The organism is Planococcus sp. TJ-201, assembly GCF_058268495.1.
This window is the reverse complement of the sequence record NZ_JBZDOG010000001.1, coordinates 382,771-403,724: the sequence shown is the minus strand read 5'-3', so window position 1 is coordinate 403,724 and position 20,954 is coordinate 382,771. Positions and strand designations below refer to the sequence as shown.

The following is a 20,954-nucleotide window of genomic DNA, read 5'->3' as shown; positions in this document are numbered from 1 at the left end:
AGCAATGACAATGCGCGCGAATCGTGTAGCTGAGCAGATGAAAAAAGAGCTTAGCGATATCATCAGCCGAAAACTGAAAGATCCACGTATCGGATTTGTCACTGTAACAGATGTTGAAGTTACAGGAGATCTCCAGCAGGCAACTGTATACATCAGCGTGTTAGGCGAAGACCACGCAAAAGAGCAGACATTGCTTGGGTTAACGAAGTCAAAAGGATTTATCCGTTCAGAAATTGGACAGCGAATCCGTCTTCGCAAAACTCCTGAACTGTCTTTTGAAATCGATTCATCCGTTGCATACGGCAATCGAATTGATTCGCTATTGCGTGACATTCAAGAACCAAAAGAAGATTAAAATCAAAGCCTGCTGTCTATTCCAGATAGCAGGCTTTTTTTTTGCATCAAGCAAAGGAGCTAGGGATTATGGCGTTAAATGGAATACTTCCATTATGGAAAGAAAAAGGGATGACCTCCCATGATTGTGTATTTAAACTCAGAAAAATTCTGCAGACAAAAAAAGTCGGACACACCGGGACATTGGATCCTGAAGTGGATGGCGTGCTGCCAATCTGTATCGGCAATACCACAAAAGTGGCAGAATACATCACCGATCAGGGCAAGACGTATGAAGCGGAAGTGACTATTGGCTATTCGACTGAAACGGAAGATGCGACTGGCGAAACCGTGGACACGGATGCTTCTGAAAAAAATATTACACGCGAGCAAGTGGAAGATGTACTGGCAGGGCTGACTGGCCACATTAAACAAATTCCGCCGATGTATTCGGCCGTGAAAGTGAATGGCAAAAAACTTTACGAATATGCGCGCCAAGGAATTGCTGTTGAACGTCCAGAGCGCACTGTCCGGATTGACTCGATTGAGTTGCTGGACAGTGACCGGCAATGGACCGGGCAGAAAGTTAAATTTAATATCCGCATTCGCTGTGGAAAAGGAACGTATATCCGGACGCTGGCTGTACAAATTGGCGAAGCGTTAGGCTATCCTGCGCACATGTCGAGGCTGACAAGGACGGAATCTGGTAAATTTGACCGAACTGATTGCGTTACGCTTGCCGAAGTGGCCGAACTTGCCCAAAATGGACATATTGGTGATATTTTGAAACCGCTCAGCTACGGTTTAAGTGCATTTCCATTCATGGAAATTGAACCAAAACAGGTTTTTGCTGTGAAAAATGGCCAAGTATTGGCACGCCATGCCATACTTGATCAAATGGGATTTGTTGTATTGACGTACCAGGGACACCCTGTGGCGCTGTATAAAAATCACCCTGAAAAAGCGGACAAAATGAAACCTGAAAAAATGTTCGGTTTTCCGACAACAGACGAGGTGTAGCAATATGGAAATTATTCATTTGAGTTATCCCATTCATGTAAAACCCACTAGCAAGACTGGCCCGTTATCACTGGCACTCGGCTTTTTTGATGGCGTACATAAAGGACATCAGCATGTGATAGGTGAAGCAATGGAACAGGCCAAACGACAAGGCATCAAGTCTGCAGTCATGACCTTTGATCCGCACCCGTCTCTCGTGCTTGGCGGGCGCAAAGAAGAAGTTTTTTACATCACACCCATGCAACAAAAAATGGAGATACTGGAAGAGATGGGCGTGGATTATTGCTTTATCGTCCGTTTTACATCCGAATTTGCCAAACTGTCACCGGAAGAATTTGTCGACATATTTGTTAAAGGTCTTGGTGTGAAACATGTCACAGCTGGATTCGATTTTTCGTTTGGCAGCAAAGGCAAAGGCGACATGGCATTGATGAAACGAGTGGGAGAAGGTTTTTATAAGGTTACAGTCATTGACAAGCAAGAAGCAGGAGATGAGAAAATCAGCTCAACGCGCATCCGTGAATTATTGAAGCAAGGTGCAGTCGAACAAGTCTGTTATTTGCTGGGCCGCCCATTCCGTGTAATTGGCACCGTCGTTAATGGCGACAAACGCGGCCGTACGATTGGGTTTCCGACAGCTAATGTGGAGCCTGAGCTTGGTGCCATTGTGCCAAGCCGCGGCGTCTATGCTGTCAGAATTCGCGTGCAGGATCAATACCATAACGGTGTTTGCAACATTGGCTACAAACCGACTTTCAATAATCCAGACGTCAAAAAACAAGTGATCGAAGTCCACATTCTCGATTTTGACAAGTCGATCTACGGTGAAATGGTAGAAGTGGAGTGGCATGAACGAATTCGCGATGAGCAGAAGTTTTCGGGCATCGATGAGTTAAAGACACAGATTCAGCGCGACAAAGAAACTGCCGAACGTTTTTTTGCGGGCATTAATTAACCGGCGCAGTTGATTTTGAAAAATCCTTGTGCTATTATTTATGAGTACTGAATGTACAAACCGTTGCTTGGCAAATCGAATCACCAACGTTTGCTCGGTAATTGGGGATATCAGATATTAGGAGGTGGAAACAGTATGGCAATCACACAAGAACGTAAAAATGAATTGATCAATGAATACAAAGTGCATGACACTGATACTGGGTCTGCAGAAATTCAAATCGCCATTCTTACAGAAGACATCAACAATTTGAATGAGCACTTACGTACTCACAAAAAAGATCATCACTCACGTCGTGGTCTATTCAAAATGGTTGGACGCCGTCGTAACTTGCTAAAATACTTACGTGAAAACGAAGTAGCTCGCTACCGTGAGTTAATCGCAAGACTTGGCCTACGCCGTTAATAGCAAACAGAAAAAAGCGGGATTCGTCCCGCTTTTTCTTTATGGATAAAACTTTAATCTAGCGCATCGCACACGGGATGCATTTTTGATACACTACTAATGGATACATATAATATAAAGAAACAAGGTAATAGAGAGGAGCTCGATAGTATGGAGCAAACAAAAAAAGTTTACACATTAGATTGGGCAGGCCGTGAATTACAGGTTGAGGTCGGCCAATTGGCAAAACAAGCAAACGGAGCAGCATTGATCCGTTATGGCGATACAGCAGTTCTTTCCACTGCAACCGCTTCAAAAACTCCGAAACCACTGGATTTCTTTCCACTGACAGTTAACTACGAAGAGCGTCTTTACGCTGTCGGCAAAATTCCAGGCGGATTCATCAAACGTGAAGGACGTCCTTCTGAAAAAGCGACGTTAACAAGCCGCTTGATTGACCGTCCAATCCGTCCATTATTCCCGGATGGCTTCCGTAATGAAGTACAAGTTATTTCAATGGTTATGTCAGTTGATCAGGATTGCCCATCAGAAATGGCTGCCATGTTCGGTTCTTCATTGGCCTTGATGATTTCTGATATTCCATTCGGCGGTCCAATTGCTGGAGTAATCGTTGGCTTGATCGATGGACAATACATCATCAACCCGACAAATGACCAACTTGATAAGAGTTCGATCAACTTGACGGTTGCCGGTACAAAAGAGGCCATCAATATGGTAGAAGCAGGAGCGAAAGAAGTTTCCGAAGAAATCATTTTGGAAGCGATTATGTTCGGGCACGAAGAAATCAAGAAATTGATTGCATTCCAAGAACAAATTGCTGCAGAAGTCGGCAAAGACAAAACCGACATCCAGCTTTATGAATTGGATGCAGAATTGACAAGCTCACTTAAAGAAGCGGTAGAAGCAGATTTGAATGCGGCTGTCCAAATCAATGAAAAACAAGCGCGCAATGAAGCGATTGATGAAGTGAAAGCCCGCGCAATGGCATCATATGAAGAATCGGACGATGCAGTGAAAAAACAAGCTGGCCAAATTCTTGATAAAATGGTCAAAGATGAAGTTCGCCGTTTGATTACGGACGAAAAAATCCGTCCGGATGGCCGTGGACCTTCTGAAATCCGTCCATTGTCTTCTGAAGTCGGTATTTTAAACCGTACACACGGTTCTGGCTTGTTCACACGTGGACAAACACAGGCAATGAGCATTTGTACGCTAGGCGCTTTAGGTGATGTTCAAATCATCGATGGCCTTGGCATTGAAGATACCAAACGCTTTATGCATCATTACAACTTCCCATTGTTCTCAGTCGGTGAAACCGGATTCCTTCGTGGACCTGGCCGCCGCGAAATTGGACACGGGGCACTTGGAGAACGTGCGCTTGAAGCGGTCATTCCAAACGAAAAAGATTTCCCATACACGATCCGTCTAGTAGCAGAAGTATTGGAATCAAATGGTTCCACTTCACAGGCAAGCATCTGTGCGTCAACGCTTGCTATGATGGATGCTGGTGTTCCATTGTCAGCTCCAGTAGCAGGTATCGCGATGGGTCTAGTTAAAAAAGGCGATAATTATACCGTGTTGTCTGATATCCAAGGCATGGAAGATTACCTTGGCGACATGGACTTTAAAGTGGCGGGTACTGCTAAAGGCATTACGGCTCTTCAAATGGACATTAAGATCGATGGTCTTTCTCGTGAAATTTTGGAAGAAGCATTGGCTCAGGCTCAAATCGGCCGTATCCACATTCTGGAATCGATGTTGGCAACGATTGCTGAACCAAGAACCACTCTTTCTAAGTTCGCACCTAAAATCATCATGGTGAAGATCAACCCTGACAAGATCCGCGACGTTATCGGACCTGGCGGTAAAGTGATCAACAAAATCATTGATGAAACAGGCGTTAAGATTGATACAGAACAAGACGGCACCATCTTCATTTCCTCGGTTGACGAAGAAATGAATGCGAAAGCGAAAGCGATGATTGAAAACATCGTGCGTGAAGCAAAAGTCGGCGAATACTACGAAGGCAAAGTAAAACGAATTGAGAAGTTTGGTGCATTCGTAGAATTGTTCCCGGGCAAAGATGGCCTCCTCCACATTTCTGAAATCCAAGAAGAACGGACAAAAGAAGTGGAAGATGTTCTGAAAATGGATCAAGTTCTTCAAGTCAAAGTAATTGAAATTGACCGCCAGGGACGTGTAAACTTATCACGTAAGATTGTATTAAAAGAACAAAAAGAATCAGCAGAAAAACAAAACCAAGAATAATCAACCATTCAAATTGCCGACTTTGTCGGCAATTTTTTACTATGAGGAGGAACATGCACATGGTGACTACAAAGACTTGCAAAAATGGATTGCGCATCGTTTCCGAACATATTCCCCATTTTCATTCGGTAGCAGTAGGAGTTTTTGTCAACAACGGCTCCCGCGATGAACTGCCGGAAGAAAACGGCATTACGCATTTTATCGAACATATGCTGTTCAAAGGAACAGATCTGCGCACAGCAAAAGAAATTGCCCGGGAATTTGACCGCATTGGCGGAGACATCAATGCCTATACGTCAAAAGAGTACACCTGCTACTACGCCAAGGTGCTGGACCACCACGCTGAACATGCCGTGTCTGTATTGGCGGATATGCTGTTTCATTCGCAAATGGACCCTGTGGAGTTCGATAAGGAACGTCAAGTAATTCTTGAGGAAATCAGCATGACCGAAGATATGCCGGATGACGACGTACACGAGCAGCTATGGCGCGTCATGTATCCGCAAAATTCAATCGGTGCTCCGATACTTGGAACTGCTGAAACACTGGCCACCTTCACGCCAGAGAAAATTCGCGATTACATGGATCGGCATTACACACCGGCTAATACCGTTGTTTCGGTAGCAGGCAATATTACACCTGCTTTGCTGGAGACGATTGAAAGGTTATTCGGTGCTTTTGAAAGGAAAGAAGATCCTAAAAAATACGAGTTGCCTGTTTTTACACCTGGCTATTCGTTGAAAAACAAAGAGACGGAACAAGGCCATCTGTGCCTTGGATTTCCAGGATTATCGTTAAGCGATCCCGATATATACAACATTACTGTGTTAAACAATATTATCGGCGGCTCGATGTCTTCCAGGCTGTTTCAGGAGATTCGAGAACAGCGTGGATTGGCTTATTCAATCTTCTCTTATCATTCGGCTTATTCCGATCATGGAACTTTGGCGATATACGGAGGCACTTCAGATGAGCAAATGGCTGAAATGCAGCAAGTAATCTTGAGTTTGCTGAAAGAATTGAAAAATGGCGGGATTACACAGCAAGAAATCACTGACTCGAAAGAACAGCTGAAAGGCAGTTTGATGCTGGGGCTCGAAAGCACCAGTGCCCGCATGAGCCGAAATGGCAGACATGAATTGCTGTTAGGCAAGCACCAAACATACGAAGAAGTGCTTGAGCAGATTGATCTTGTGTCACTTGAAAAAGTTTTATCTTTGCTGGATATCCTGGTAAACTCTCCTGCCATTTCCATTATACGTCCAAAAGAAGCTCTCTTAGTTTAAGGGAGCTTCTTTTGTGATTTCGTTTCTCTAGCAGACTAAATTATGTTACAATAATTCAAATCATCATTGAAGGAGCGAATATTGTGAAAACATATAACGTAGCGATTATGGGTGCCACCGGAGCAGTGGGCCAGCAAATGAAAGAACAATTGGAAAAAAGAAATTTTCCGGTAAAAGATATAGTTTTCTTGTCTTCGAGCCGTTCAGCTGGAAAAGAAATCAGCTTTAAAGGCCATACACATACAGTACAGGAAGCAAAGCCAGAATCCTTTGAAGGCATTGACATTGCGCTGTTCAGCGCTGGCGGCAGCGTGTCAGAGAAATTTGCACCAGAAGCTGTTAAACGCGGAGCAATTGTTATCGACAACACCAGTGCTTTCCGGATGGACAAAGAAGTGCCGCTTGTCGTGCCTGAAGTGAACAAAAGTGATCTCTCTCTACATAAAGGCATTATCGCCAATCCAAACTGTTCGACCATTCAGATGGTTTGTGCCTTGCAGCCCTTGAAAGAACAGTTCGGCATGACCAAAATTGTCGTTTCTACTTATCAAGCCGTTTCAGGAGCGGGCATTGACGCCATTAATGAGCTGAGAGCCCAATCGGCTGATTTTGACAACGCCAAAACGGCGCAAGCAAATATGCTGCCGGTTAAATCGGCTGAGCATCATTACCCGATTGCATTTAATGCCATTCCGCAAATCGATCAGTTTACTGACAACGGCTATACATTTGAAGAAATGAAAATGATCAATGAAACCAAAAAAATTATGCATGACGATTCCTTGGCTGTCGCAGCTACATGTGTGCGGCTGCCTGTCGTCACAGGGCATTCAGAATCAGTGTATGTTGAGCTTAAAGGCGCAGCAACTGTCGAACAAATCAAACAGGCAATGATCGATGCGCCAGGGGTTGAACTTATGGACGATCCAGCAAACCAAGTGTACCCAATGCCATTGATGGCTGCAGGGCTGGACGAGGTGTTTGTCGGACGCATCCGCCAGGACTTGGATAACCCGAACGGCTTCCACCTTTGGGTCGTTTCAGACAACTTAGTTAAAGGTGCTGCACTGAATTCGGTGCAGATTGCAGAAGCGTTAATCGAAGAAAACATCATTTAAGTCACAACAGCAATCGTTTCACAAAACCGGCCATTGCGCCGGTTTATTTTTTTCTTTGGACTGTTTCAGGTGATTCCCGTATAATGAAGTTTATGGATGTGTACGGGTGAATTTTAGGAGGAAATAAATTGAGTAAAATTAAAAATGAAGTAATACGCGTTATCCCTTTGGGCGGCGTCGGCGAGATCGGCAAAGCTATGTACGTAATTGAAATTGATGAAGATTTGTTTGTAGTGGACAGCGGATTGATGTTCCCAGAAGATGAAATGCTGGGCGTTGACATCGTCATTCCCGACATGACTTTTTTGGAAGAAAACAAAGACCGCGTTAAAGGCGTTTTCTTGACGCATGGCCATGAGGACGCAATCGGTTCTATCGCTTATTTGCTGAAGAAAATCCAGGCTCCGGTTTATGGATCGAAATTGACCATTGCATTAGCCAAAGAACATATTAAAGAACAAGGTTCGTTAAAGCATGTGAAGTTTTTTGAAGTAACCAACAAAAGCCGCATGAACTTTGATAAAACGCATGTGACGTTTTTCCATACGACACACAGCATTCCTGACGCACTTGGCATTGTCTTCCACACATCAGAAGGCGCCATTGTGCACACGGGCGAATTTAAATTCGATCAATCAGCTAAAGGCAGCTACCGACCGGATATTGCCAAAATGGCGAAATTAGGGGAAGACGGCGTTCTTATGTTGTTGTCGGACTCCACTGAAGCGGAACGCCCAGGCTATACAACTTCTGAAATTGTCGTTGCTGATCATATTTTGTCAGCATTTCTCGCTGCAGAAGGCCGGGTACTAGTATCGCTGTATTCATCAAACTTTATCCGCATCCAGCAAGTATTTGATATTGCAGCAGCGACGGGCAAAAAAGTTGCTGTAGCAGGCAGAAGCTTGGAAAGCAGCTACGAAGTGGGCTTGCGTCTTGGTTATTTGACGGTCCATGAAGATACTGTCATTTCCTTGAAAGACTTAGAAAACTACCGCGATGACGAAGTGGTTATTATCGTCACCGGCAACCAGGGAGAGCCGCTGGAAGCATTGGACAAAATGGTCCGCAAACAGCACAAAGATGTTAAAATTAAAGAAACTGATACCATATTAATTACATTCACACCATCACCCGGTATGGAAGTTCCTATGTTCCAAACAATGAACAAACTGGCAAAAGCCGGTGCAAACGTTTTGACTGCCAGCAAAAAAGTCCACGTATCTGGACACGGCAGCCAGGAAGACTTAAAAATGATGTTGAATATGATGAAACCCAAGTATTTCATTCCCATCCAGGGTGAATACAAAATGCTGATTGCCCACTCTAAATTGGCACAGCAAGTAGGACTGCACAAGTCTGAAATCTTTATAGCCGATAAAGGCGATATCGTGGAATACAAAGGCGGCAAAGTGCGCATGAGCGGCCGTGTTCCTGCTGGCAATGTATTGATTGATGGCATTGGCATCGGTGATGTTGGAAATATCGTTCTGCGTGACCGCAAATTGCTGTCACAAGACGGAATTTTTATCGTTGTGGTAACATTAAACCGCAAAGAGAAGAAGATTGCTTCCGGTCCGGAAATGATTTCACGTGGGTTTGTCTATGTCCGTGAGTCAGAAGAACTGATGGACGAATCGACAAGACTTGTCCGTAAAGTCGTTGAAAAATACGTCACAAGAGACGCGTTTGAATGGAACAACATCAAACAGGAAATTCGCGATACATTGAATTCATACCTGTTCCAGCAGACAAAACGCCGTCCAATGATTATCCCGATTATTATGGAATACTAAGAGAAAAAGAAAAAGGATTTCCATACCGAGTCATTCGGAGGAAATCCTTTTTCGATTATGGAGGAAATGAGGAATGGCGATGACCAGGGCTCGAACAACCACAAAAGCAAAACCCAAAACTAGACCGAAAGCTAAACCAAAAGCAAAGCCAAGAAACAAAAAACGGCAGCCGATGCCAATGATCGCTTATGAAATGATCGGCTTGGTGCTGCTGGGAATATCCGTATTGATGGTGTTCCAATTAGGAGTAATCGGCAAAATGTTCTTCAACATGGCGGAATTTATGGCGGGCTATATGGCTTTCCTTATTCCGGTGGCACTTGTTTACGTCGCTGTCTACGTAATGGTTAAGCGCTCATGGCCGAAGCCAAGGGTGAAAATAGCAGTAGGATCGGCATTTGTTCTGATTGGCATTCTGCTGATTTGTCACCTAATCTGGGCTGCAGGCACTATATTGCCAATTACATCAGGCAACGTTGTGTCCGAAACCATCCGCAATACACAAATGACTGGAACGATTTGGAACAGTTATTTGGCTACTGGAGGCGGAATCATCGGTGCTTTGTTATACGCAATGTTGCATGTGCTGTTTGATACTGCAGGCACGTGGGTGGTGGCGATCATTCTGCTATCGATTGGCGCAATTATTTTAACAGGAAAAGCAGCTGCACCTTTTATTGCTGAAAAGATTCCAAGTGCCCGCCCAGCAATTGATGAGTTCGTAAGCCGCTTCCAGCGGGACAAGCCGAAGAAATTACGGGCTCCCCGCAAAAAGTCGGAGCCGGAGCAAGTGTTGGAAATTAACGAATCTTTAGCTTATGAGGAAGAAGAAGAGGAAGAAGACCTCTTGTACCGTCCGAAGCAGGAAGAACCGATCATTTCAGCATTTACTGAAAACGTTAAACCCAAAAAAACGGAAACTCCGCCAGCACCTGCGCCAGAAGCAACCATAGAGCCAGAAACTGGAGAACTCCAATTGCTGTCGACTGCAGAAGAGCTGGAAAATGAAGAATACCAGCTGCCGCCGCTCAGCCTATTGACCTTGCCGCCGCATCATGACCAAAGCGGCGAGTATTCCGGCATCCAGAAAAATGCTAAAAAACTTGAAAAAACGTTCCAAAGCTTTGGTGTTCGTGCTAAAGTGACCCAAGTCCATCTGGGTCCAGCGGTCACAAAATACGAAGTATTGCCGGACACCGGTGTGAAAGTAAGCAAAATTGTCAGCTTGCACGACGATTTGGCATTGGCATTAGCGGCTCGCGATATCCGTATCGAAGCGCCGATTCCTGGGAAATCTGCTATTGGCATCGAAGTGCCAAACTCGGAAGTATCAATCGTCAGTCTGCGCGAAGTGCTGGAATCGGAAGAAAACAATCGTCCGGATGCTAAGCTGTTATTTGCTCTAGGCCGAGACGTGACTGGCCAAGCGGTAATGACAGAGTTAAACAAAATGCCGCATTTACTGGTTGCTGGTTCCACTGGAAGCGGAAAATCGGTGTGCATCAATGGCATTATCACGAGCATTATCATGCGCGCAAAACCGCATGAAGTGAAAATGATGATGATTGATCCAAAAATGGTGGAACTGAACGTCTACAACGGCATTCCGCATCTATTGGCACCGGTTGTAACAGATCCGCGCAAAGCGGCACAAGCACTGAAAAAAATCGTTTCAGAAATGGAAAGAAGATACGAACTCTTTTCGCATACCGGTACGCGCAATATCGAAGGCTATAACGAGTACGTTCGTATTTTCAACGAAGAAAATGAAGACAAGCATCCCAAATTGCCGTTTATCGTAGTCATTGTCGATGAGTTGGCGGATTTGATGATGGTGGCTTCAAACGAAGTGGAAGATGCCATCACGCGTTTGGCTCAAATGGCGCGTGCAGCAGGCATACATTTGATCATTGCTACGCAACGTCCAAGTGTTAACGTCATCACAGGTGTTATTAAAGCAAACATTCCATCCCGTATCGCCTTTGCTGTATCATCCTCTATTGATTCACGGACGATCCTGGATATGGGCGGTGCCGAAAAATTACTGGGCCGTGGAGATATGTTGTTCCTCGGAGCTGGCCAATCAAAGCCGGTTCGTGTCCAAGGCGCGTTTCTTTCCGATTCGGAAGTCGAAAAAATTGTCGACTTTGTTATTGAACAGCAAAAAGCACAATACCAAGAAGACATGATTCCGACTGAAATTGATGAGTCGAAAATTGATGAAGAAACAGACGAAATCTACGATGAAGCCGTACAGCTTGTCACCGAAATGCAGACGGCATCCGTTTCCATGCTGCAGCGCAGGTTCCGTGTTGGCTATTCGCGCGCTGCCCGGATCATTGATCAAATGGAGCAGCGAGGAGTGGTCGGGCCTTATGAAGGCAGTAAGCCACGGACTGTATTAGTTCCAAAGCAGGAAGAATACTGAACTTTTGGAGATTCTTTATGACAAAGTAATTAAACGTTTTTAAGATGCCAAAGCGAAAATTCGCTAAATTCGACAAATTACTATTTATTTCATTTCTAATAAGTGGTATAGTAATTTTGATTAGTAGGAATGTTTTACATCAGATGTCTGATCTCTGTCATGGGTGGTGAATCGTATGACAATTAAATCGGATCATCGCGCTTTGTATCTTCAAGTGATCGATCGAATGAAACAGGATATTGCGGCGGGCGTCTACAAAGAAAAAGAGAAGTTGCCGTCCGAATTCGAGCTATCGAAAACACTGGGAGTCAGCCGTGCGACTTTACGAGAAGCGCTTCGGCTGTTGGAAGAAGATAATATTATCGTCAGACGTCACGGAGTCGGAACTTTTGTCAATTCAAAGCCATTATTTTCGTCAGGCATTGAACAATTGACTAGTGTTTCTGACATGATCCGTCAGGCGGGAATGGAACCGGGTGCCATTTACTTGAGCACTTCGGAAAGCCTTTCCTCTGAAGAGGATATAAAACGCTTTCATTGCACTGGCGATGATACTATTATTACTATTGAACGTGTCCGTACGGCGAACGGAGAACCTGTCGTTTATTGCATCGACAAGGTGCCTTCGACTTATTTGCCTGCAGATTTTTTAGGACGCACCGAAAGTTCCATTTTTACAGCGATTGAAGAATCGGGAGATATTCATATATCCTATGCGGTGACATTTATCGATCCGACCGGGTATCATGAAGAAGTTTCGCCAATCCTGGAATGTGAACCGGAAACAGCATTACTAGTATTAAAACAGCTCCATTACGATGAAGACGATCGCTTGGTGCTTTATTCAAAGAATTATTTCAGAGCTGACAAGTTCAGCTTTCATGTGGTTCGCAAACGCGTGTAAAACATCAAATTCCTGCTAATATCAAAAAACCTTGGGGGTTATTACATTGACAAAACGTAAATTTGGTCTAGGTTTATCATTAATGCTTGCTGCTGGTACAATGCTTGCTGCTTGCGGAAGCGAAGAAGATACGTCAACTGGTGAAACTGGCGGAGGAGAAGAAGGCACAGAAGAAGCTGCTGATTTCTCAGTTGCCATGGTTACAGATGTTGGCGGTGTGGATGATAAATCCTTCAACCAATCTGCTTGGGAAGGCATCCAGCAATTTGGTGAAGAAAATGGCCTTGAAAAAGGCGATGGCGGCTTTGATTACCTTCAATCTGCATCAGATGCGGATTACAACACCAACTTGAACAACTTGATCCGTCGTGACTTTGATGTCGTTTATGGCATTGGTTTCTTGATGGAAGGCGCTGTAGCTGAAATTGCTGAACAACAGCCTGAAGCTCAAATCGCAATCATTGATGCAGTAGTAGATGCTCCAAACGTTGCGAGTGTTTTGTTCAAAGAGCAAGAAGGAGCATTCCTTGCGGGTGTTGCAGCAGCTCTAATGACAGAAACGGATAAAATCGGATTTGTTGGCGGGATGGAAATTCCAGTAATCGAGCGTTTTGAAGCAGGATTCCTTGAAGGTGTTGCAACTGTTAACGATGCGATTGAAGTCGATGTACAATACACAGGGGCTTTTGATAAAGCGGAATTGGGTAAAACAACTGCGAACCGTATGTACTCTGCAGGAGCTGATATTATTTTCCATGCTGCTGGTGGTACAGGAAACGGCGTATTCACTGAAGCAAAAGAACGTAAAGAAGCAGATCCAGAAGCAAACGTTTGGGTTATCGGCGTAGATGCTGACCAATACGATGAAGGCCAAACTGGCGATGCTAACGTAACATTGACTTCAGTATTGAAACGTGTTGATTCGGCTGTAATTAATATTTCAGAGCAGGCAATGGCTGGGGAATTCCCAGGCGGCGAAACAATCACTTATGGTTTGTCCGATGAAGGTGTTGGCCTTGCAGATTCACGTGGAGCAATTCCTGAAGATGTAATGACACAGATTGAAGATTACCAGCAACAAGTGATCGATGGCGACATCGTAGTTCCAGATACTTTACAGTAAAAATGAATTAGCAGCACGGTCATCATAAAGACCGGTCCAACCGGTCTTTATGATTTTTTTTGCCTATAAAAGTTGAAGATTAATAGATGAAAGGTTTCTGGAAACGGAAGCCTTTCCTGTATTAATTAATTAATTTAGTTCCAACAAGATAGTAGTTTCGGGGGAGTGACAACAGTGGAGTATGTAATCGAAATGCTGAATATCCGCAAAGAGTTCGGTACCTTTGTCGCCAATGACAATATTACGCTGCAGCTGCAAAAAGGGGAAATTCACGCATTGTTAGGGGAAAACGGAGCCGGTAAATCAACTTTGATGAACGTCCTGTTCGGTTTGTACCAACCGGAAGGCGGAGAAATTCGTGTTCGAGGAAAAAAAGTCGACATTGCCAATCCAAACATTGCCAACGATCTCGGCATTGGAATGGTTCACCAGCATTTTATGCTGGTTGAAAATTTTTCTGTTACCGAAAACATCATTTTAGGAAGTGAGCCAACCAAATACGGCATTACCAATAAAAAAGATGCGGCAAAAAAAGTTCAAGCTCTTTCTGAGCAATACGGCTTGAATGTCGATCCTTATGCAATCATCGAGGACATATCTGTTGGTATGCAGCAGCGTGTGGAAATATTGAAAACCTTGTACCGCGGTGCTGAGATTTTGATTTTTGATGAGCCGACCGCTTCCTTGACGCCGCAGGAAATCACGGAATTGGTTCAAATCATGAAACGATTGATTGCTGAAGGCAAGTCCATTATTTTGATCACACACAAATTAAAAGAGATTATGGACGTTTCCGACCGTGTAACTGTTATCCGCAAAGGCCAGGGAATCGGCACAGTCATTACGGCCGAAACCAATCCAAATGATTTGGCTTCCTTGATGGTTGGGCGACAGGTAGAATTCACCACCGTTAAAGGCCAGGCATTCCCTGGAGAAGAAATTTTGGATATCAAAGATTTGGTAGTCCAGGATTATCGTGGAGTAGAGAAAGTAAAAAGCTTGAATTTGAATGTCCGCAAAGGTGAAATTGTCGGAATTGCGGGAATCGATGGAAATGGCCAGTCTGAATTGATCGAAGCCATTACAGGTCTTCGGAAAGTGAAGAGTGGGACTATCTTCATTAATGGCAAAGATGTTACCAATATGAAGCCAAGAAAAGTTACGGAATCTGGAGTTGGACACATTCCTCAGGATCGACACAAGCACGGGTTGGTATTGGATTTCCCAATTGGACATAACATTTCGCTTCAGACATATTACACAAAGCCGATTTCCAAATCAGGCATTATTGATTACAACAAAATTAATGACAAAGCACTTCAAATCATTAAAGATTTTGATGTTCGGACACAAGGCCCGGCTGAGCTGGCCCGATCGTTATCTGGAGGAAATCAGCAAAAGGCCATCATTGGCCGTGAAGTGGACCGCAATCCAGATCTATTGATCGCGGCTCTGCCAACTCGTGGTTTGGATGTTGGCGCGATAGAGTTTATTCATAGCCGGTTAATTGAACAGCGCGACAACGGCAAAGCAGTTTTGCTGATTTCTTTTGAGCTGGATGAAGTGATGAATGTCTCAGACCGCATTGCCGTTATTCACGATGGGGAAATTGTCGACATCGTGACACCGGAAAGCACGAGCGAGCAGGAATTAGGATTATTGATGGCCGGTCATACCAGCCACAAGAAAACCCAGGATTTGACGAAGAAAGGTGAGGATCAGCATGTCGAATAGAATGACCAATCTCCTGGTCCCGATCATCTCTGTTATTTTGGGACTGTTGGTAGGTGCGGTGATCATGCTGGTCAGTGGCTATAGCCCACTGGAAGGCTATGCTGCTCTTTGGAACGGTATTTTCGGAGATATGTATACAATCGGTGAAACAATCCGCCAAATCACACCTTATTTATTGGCCGGTCTTGCGGTCGCTTTTGCGTTTCGCTCAGGACTTTTCAATATCGGTGTGGAAGGTCAATTGATTGTTGGCTGGTTTGCTGCAGCTTATGTAGGGGTCGCTGTGGAATTGCCAAAAATCATTCATTTGCCGTTGGCTATCATAGCGGCAGCGGTGGCTGGCGCATTATGGGGCTTTGTACCGGGCCTCTTAAAAGCGAAGTTCCATGTCCATGAAGTAATTGTAACGATCATGATGAACTATATCGCATTGCACGTAACAAACGCTTTGATCCGTACAGTTTCTGACGGGGGAGATCGGACAGAAAGCATTTTTGCCAGTGCATCTCTGCGTTCAGAGTTTCTCGAAAACCTGACGGAATTTTCAAGGCTGCATCTTGGCATTGTCCTCGCTTTGATTATGGTCGGTGTCATGTGGTTTATCCTTGAGAAAACAACACTCGGCTTTGAGCTGAAAGCTGTTGGCTTTAATAAAAACGCTTCTCAATACTCAGGCATGAATGTTAACAAAAATATCATTTTGGCAATGGTCATCTCGGGTGCTTTTGCCGGATTGGCTGGAGCAATGGAAGCACTTGGGACGTTTGAATACGTATCGTCCAAAGGCGGCTTTACGGGTATTGGATTTGATGGAATCGCCGTTGCCTTGCTTGGGATGAATACGCCGCTTGGTGTCATCTTTGGTGCTACGCTGTTCGGTTCCTTAAAATATGGGGCATTGAATATGCCGAATGCTGCGGGCATTCCGATTGAAATTGTTGAAATCGTTATCGCAGTTATCATCTTTTTTGTAGCTTCGGGCTACATCATTCGCTTGCTGCTGCTCCGTGCGTCAGCTAAGAAGAAGGAGGCGAAGTAACATGAGTTTCCTTGACGTTCTATACTTCATCGTTCCTTCGGCAATTTTCTATGCAGCACCGCTTATTTTAGTCGCAATTGGCGGCGTGTTCTCGGAAAAATCCGGGGTCGTCAACATTGGTCTTGAAGGACTGATGGTCATTGGTGCATTTGTTGGGATCTTGTTCAACTTATTGTATGCTGATACATTTGGTGCAGCGACACCTTGGATTTCCTTGATCGCAGCGATGGTAGCTGCATTGCTGTTGTCCTTACTGCATGCGGTTGCGTCTATCTCGTTCCGTGCGGATCAAGTTGTATCAGGGGTTGCCATCAACTTGTTGGCTGTTGCATTGTCTCTCTATTTGGTAAAACGGATTTTTGATAAAGGGCAGACAGACTTTATCACAGAGCGTTTTGCTCGCTACAATGTTCCATTTTTATCGGACATTCCAGTAATTGGACCGTTATTCTTTACATCTGTTTACAATACGTCGTTCTTTGCGATTGCCGTTGCCTTCGTGGCATGGTTTGTTATTTATAAGACGCCGTTTGGCCTGCGCCTGCGGGCTGTTGGGGAACACCCAATGGCTGCTGATACAATGGGTGTCAACGTTGCAAGAATGCGCTATGTTGCCGTTATGATTTCAGGGGCGTTAGCGGGAATTGGTGGTGCGATTTATGCACAAACCATTACTAATGACTTCGGTCATGCTACGATCAATGGCCAGGGCTTTATGGCACTGGCAGCGATGATTTTTGGGAAATGGCATCCACTAGGCGCTATGGGAGCTGCTTTGTTCTTCGGATTTGCACAATCTTTGAGTATTGTCGGGTCCTCGATTCCAATCATCCAAGAAATTCCGAACGTCTTCCTATTAATACTGCCGTATGTATTGACGATCTTTGCACTTGCCGGATTTATCGGCCGTGCCAATGCACCGTTGGCAAACGGAAAACCATATATTAAAGGACAACGATAAGCTATACGAAAGAGCCGTCACAGCGACGGCTCTTTTCATTTTCTAGGGCAGTTACGGCAGGACGTCGCGCTCTTAGGTTAGCTTCGGTATTTAGCCGCTTTCGCTTTTCTTGCTGTCCAGCTTCGGTGCCCAGTCCCTCGAGGTCGCTTCGGACTTGCTGATAATGGCAAAAAGCGCCATTACCTGCAAGTCCTCCAGCGCTTGTCGGGACTAAAACGGGCACCTCCGCTTTTCTTTATTTGCAATTAACGGAAAAGGTTCGGTATAGTTAGAACATGAACGACGAGAGGGGATTTCAAATGTTTGAAACAATTAACATTGCTAAAGGCGTTAATGTGCACGTCAATGAGACAACACAATTTAAAACTATAAATTTTTCGATCAAGTTCAAAGATAAACTGACCAATGAAAAAGCATCTGCCCGGTCAATTTTGGCAAATGTGCTGCAGCACAGCAACGAGGTCTATCCTTCCCATACGGCACTTCGCATGGTGTTGGACGATCTTTACGGAACATCTCTTTACATAGATTCTTCAAAACGCGGCAACGAACATGTGGTGACCTTGAATGTTGAAACGGTCAACGATCAGTATCTATCTGAAAAAGGCGTTCTCGAAAAAGTATTAAACTTGATGTACATTGTCTTGTTTAAGCCCAACTTTGAGCACGGACTTTTCAAAGAGTCTATTTTCCTGCGCGAAAAAAATGCCATTGTGCAGCGAATTGAATCTGTATTCGATGAAAAAACACGCTATGCACAGCAGCGGATGATGGAATTGGCATTGCCGAATCATCCGGCATCGATCACGTCTAATGGGACGATCCAAGATGTGGAGAACGTTACCAACGAACAGCTGGTTGCGGAATACAAAGAAATGGTCGCTGAAAACGAAATTGAAATTTACGCAGTAGGCGATGTGAAGCCCGAAATGATTGCTTCGCATATTCGTGAATTCTTCCATTTTAAAGATCGTGAAAGCGCAGTTGAAGTGCCGCCATTGGAATTGGTCAAGCCTGAGCAGTCACGCGTGTTGGAATACGAAGACATGAAACAAGGCAAGCTTCACATGGCATTCTTTACGCCAATCACATTCCGTGATGAGAAATTTCCAGTCATGCAGCTCATGAATGGCGTTTTTGGCGGTTACGCGCATTCCAAATTGTTTGTGAACATACGCGAAAAAGAGAGTATGGCTTATTATGTATCGAGTTCTTTTTCTTCACAATTCGGTTTGATGTTTGTATTGGCCGGCATTGATTCAAAGCTGGAAGAAAAAGCGGTGAAGTTGGTTCTCGAGCAATTGGAAGAAGTCAAAAAAGGCAATATTTCGGATGTGGAATTGGATCAAACAAAAGCTTTATTGATCAATCAATTAAAAGAAGGGCTCGATTCGGCTCGCGGCCAAATTGAGATTTACGATCAATACATGGAGTTAACGGATCGATTTGAACCAGAATTTATGATTAACAGATGGAAGAATGTGACAAAAAAAGACATTGCTGCTGTAGCCCAGCATCTTTCGTTGGAAATGACATACTTCTTATCAGGCAAGGAGGATGAACAGAATGCATAAAGTTGAATTTGATCAATTAGAAGAAACACTTTTTCACGAAAAACTGGACAATGGCTTGAATGTGTACATTCTTCCTAAAAAAGGATTTTCTAAAACCTTTGCTACGTTCACGACCAAATACGGTTCAATCGACAATCATTTTGTGCCACAGGGTGGAACAGAACCCATTAAAGTACCGGATGGCATTGCTCATTTTCTGGAGCACAAAATGTTCGAAAAAGAAGAAGGGGACGTTTTTCAGGAGTTCAGCAAGCAAGGTGCTTCAGCAAATGCCTTTACTTCATTCACACGAACTGCCTATCTTTTTTCGGCAACCGGTGAAATCGATGCAAACGTTAAAACTTTATTGAACTTCGTCCAAACGCCTTATTTTACCGAAAAAACCGTTGAAAAAGAAAAAGGCATCATTGCGCAGGAAATTACCATGTACGACGACCAGCCGGATTGGCGCCTGTATTTTGGGATCATTGAGAACCTTTACGAAAACCATCCCGTAAAAATTGATATTGCTGGGACGGTAGAATCGATTCAAGATATTACGGCAGAGCATTTGTATACGTGCTACAACACTTTTTACCATCCCTCAAACATGGTTTTGTTCGTAGTCGGCAATGTCGATCCCGAACAAATGATGAAGTTGGTGAAAGAAGACCAGGCGCAGCGAACTTTTGCGGAACCGACAGAAATCAAGCGCATTTATCCGGAAGAACCGAAAGAAGTGGCCATTAAGGAACGCGTATTGGAAATGAGCGTACAAAAACCAAAAGTCTTTTTCGGCATCAAACCAGAAAAATTGGATCTGATTGGACCTGATATGCTGAAGCATGAACTGGCTGCTCAATTGGCTTATGAATTGTTGTTCGGACGGACTTCTGATTTTTATCACCATGCCTATGAAAACGATTGGATCGACGAATCGTATTCGTTTGACTATTCATTGGAAAATGGATTTGGCTATGCCTTGATCGGCTCTGATACGCACAAGCCGGACATCCTGATTAAGGAAATCAAACACACATTGAAGAACGCTGTGGAAAAATGGCCTTTCGGTCAAGAAGATCTTGACCGCGTGCGTCGCAAAAAAATCGGTTTTTTCCTGAGAGCATTGAATTCACCAGAATACATTGCCAACCAATTTACGCATTATGCATTCAATGAAATGAACTTGTTCGATGTGGTTCCGGTACTGGAAAGCTTGGAAGTTTCAGACCTTCAAAATGCTTTTGCTTTGGTCAGCCATGAATCTCAGCATTCGGTCTTCACCATCATGCCGGCAAAAAAGGACGAACAGTGAAACGGTTTGCGGTCCTGTTAGGAGCATCTGGCGAAATTGGCGAAAGCATTGCGCTCCAGTTGGCAGAAAGTGGCTGGTCGCTGTACTTGCACGGGAACAGCCGGCCGACAGATGTGTTGGCCCAGCAATTGGCTGAGAAATATACTGGACAGGAATTCATTTCTGTCCAGGCCGATTTTAGGGATGCAGATGGAGCCCAACAACTGGCAAAAAACATTTATGATGCCAGTTGCGTTATTGTGGCAAGCGGCCAATCATTAGTGAAAATGCTGATTGACACGACAGATGAAGACATGGAGGCATTGTGGCGGGTTCATGTGAAAAATCCGATTTCGGTCATACAGCTGATTTCTCCATTTTTCCGCCGCCATGACAAATCGTATGTGGTCTTTATTTCTTCTATTTGGGGAGAGACAGGGGCTTCCATGGAAACCATGTATTCAGCTGTCAAAGGTTCGCAGCTGGCGTTTGTGAAAGCCTATGCCAAAGAAATGGCTCCTTCTGGAACGCGTGTTAATGCGGTTGCACCTGGATTTATCCAAACAAAAATGAATGCCACCTTTACGGCAGAAGAACTTGGGGAGATTGAAGAAGAGATTCCACTCGGTCTCGGTTCGCCTCAGGACGTGGCTAATGCTGTCGATTATCTTGTCAGCGGCAAAGCGGATTATATGACGGGGCAAACGCTGCGCATTAACGGTGGATGGCTGATGTAA

Annotated in this window: 17 protein-coding genes; all 17 read left to right on the top strand. The window is 44.4% G+C overall.

From position 1 onward, the window contains the following. Positions 1 to 4: 4 nt before the first annotated feature. Complete coding sequence (rbfA, locus tag AC4EG4_RS02265; RefSeq protein ID WP_142826545.1) at positions 5 to 355, top strand: 30S ribosome-binding factor RbfA; 351 nt, start codon at positions 5 to 7, stop codon at positions 353 to 355. Positions 356 to 423: 68 nt separating this feature from the next. Beyond that, positions 424 to 1,353 (top strand): tRNA pseudouridine(55) synthase TruB, encoded by a 930-nt coding sequence (gene truB / locus AC4EG4_RS02260; RefSeq protein WP_490977959.1) that lies wholly within the window; start codon positions 424 to 426, stop codon positions 1,351 to 1,353. 4 nt (positions 1,354 to 1,357) lie between these two features. Further along, positions 1,358 to 2,308 carry a riboflavin biosynthesis protein RibF gene (ribF, locus tag AC4EG4_RS02255; RefSeq protein WP_490977960.1) on the top strand — a complete coding sequence of 317 codons (951 nt, stop codon included), beginning with the start codon at positions 1,358 to 1,360 and terminating at the stop codon, positions 2,306 to 2,308. A 135-nt stretch (positions 2,309 to 2,443) separates the two neighbouring features. Then, a complete protein-coding gene (rpsO, locus tag AC4EG4_RS02250) occupies positions 2,444 to 2,713 on the top strand; it encodes a 30S ribosomal protein S15 (protein ID WP_142826542.1) in 270 nt (89 codons plus the stop codon). A gap of 150 nt (positions 2,714 to 2,863) precedes the next feature. After that, on the top strand, positions 2,864 to 4,981 hold the full coding sequence (gene pnp, locus AC4EG4_RS02245) for a polyribonucleotide nucleotidyltransferase (protein ID WP_490977961.1): 2,118 nt from the start codon (positions 2,864 to 2,866) through the stop codon (positions 4,979 to 4,981). Positions 4,982 to 5,040: 59 nt separating this feature from the next. Next, positions 5,041 to 6,267: a M16 family metallopeptidase gene (locus tag AC4EG4_RS02240; protein ID WP_490977962.1), complete on the top strand. Its 1,227-nt coding sequence runs from the start codon at positions 5,041 to 5,043 to the stop codon at positions 6,265 to 6,267. A gap of 80 nt (positions 6,268 to 6,347) precedes the next feature. Then, on the top strand, positions 6,348 to 7,385 hold the full coding sequence (locus AC4EG4_RS02235) for an aspartate-semialdehyde dehydrogenase (RefSeq protein ID WP_490987176.1): 1,038 nt from the start codon (positions 6,348 to 6,350) through the stop codon (positions 7,383 to 7,385). Positions 7,386 to 7,513: 128 nt separating this feature from the next. Then, on the top strand, positions 7,514 to 9,181 hold the full coding sequence (locus AC4EG4_RS02230; RefSeq protein ID WP_490977963.1) for a ribonuclease J: 1,668 nt from the start codon (positions 7,514 to 7,516) through the stop codon (positions 9,179 to 9,181). Between the two features lie 79 nt (positions 9,182 to 9,260). After that, positions 9,261 to 11,609, top strand: coding sequence for an FtsK/SpoIIIE family DNA translocase (locus AC4EG4_RS02225; protein WP_490987175.1), 2,349 nt, complete (start codon positions 9,261 to 9,263; stop codon positions 11,607 to 11,609). A 175-nt stretch (positions 11,610 to 11,784) separates the two neighbouring features. Next, positions 11,785 to 12,513, top strand: a complete 729-nt coding sequence (locus tag AC4EG4_RS02220; protein ID WP_490986834.1) for a GntR family transcriptional regulator — start codon at positions 11,785 to 11,787, stop codon at positions 12,511 to 12,513. 46 nt (positions 12,514 to 12,559) lie between these two features. Beyond that, positions 12,560 to 13,636 (top strand): BMP family lipoprotein, encoded by a 1,077-nt coding sequence (locus tag AC4EG4_RS02215; protein WP_490986833.1) that lies wholly within the window; start codon positions 12,560 to 12,562, stop codon positions 13,634 to 13,636. Positions 13,637 to 13,810: 174 nt separating this feature from the next. Further along, positions 13,811 to 15,370, top strand: a complete 1,560-nt coding sequence (locus AC4EG4_RS02210; RefSeq protein WP_490977967.1) for an ABC transporter ATP-binding protein — start codon at positions 13,811 to 13,813, stop codon at positions 15,368 to 15,370. Beyond that, a complete protein-coding gene (locus AC4EG4_RS02205; protein WP_490977968.1) occupies positions 15,360 to 16,409 on the top strand; it encodes an ABC transporter permease in 1,050 nt (349 codons plus the stop codon). Before AC4EG4_RS02210 ends, AC4EG4_RS02205 begins: the two co-directional genes overlap by 11 nt. 1 nt (position 16,410) lies before the next feature. Continuing rightward, the gene (locus AC4EG4_RS02200; RefSeq protein ID WP_490977969.1) at positions 16,411 to 17,370 is read left to right on the top strand and encodes an ABC transporter permease; all 960 of its coding nucleotides are present in this window, start codon (positions 16,411 to 16,413) and stop codon (positions 17,368 to 17,370) included. A 299-nt stretch (positions 17,371 to 17,669) separates the two neighbouring features. Continuing rightward, positions 17,670 to 18,944, top strand: coding sequence for an EF-P 5-aminopentanol modification-associated protein YfmF (gene yfmF, locus AC4EG4_RS02195; RefSeq protein ID WP_490986832.1), 1,275 nt, complete (start codon positions 17,670 to 17,672; stop codon positions 18,942 to 18,944). Further along, positions 18,937 to 20,238 (top strand): EF-P 5-aminopentanol modification-associated protein YfmH, encoded by a 1,302-nt coding sequence (yfmH, locus tag AC4EG4_RS02190; RefSeq protein ID WP_490977971.1) that lies wholly within the window; start codon positions 18,937 to 18,939, stop codon positions 20,236 to 20,238. The genes yfmF and yfmH overlap by 8 nt, the downstream gene beginning before the upstream one ends. Beyond that, positions 20,235 to 20,954: an elongation factor P 5-aminopentanone reductase gene (ymfI, locus tag AC4EG4_RS02185; RefSeq protein ID WP_490977972.1), complete on the top strand. Its 720-nt coding sequence runs from the start codon at positions 20,235 to 20,237 to the stop codon at positions 20,952 to 20,954. The genes yfmH and ymfI overlap by 4 nt, the downstream gene beginning before the upstream one ends.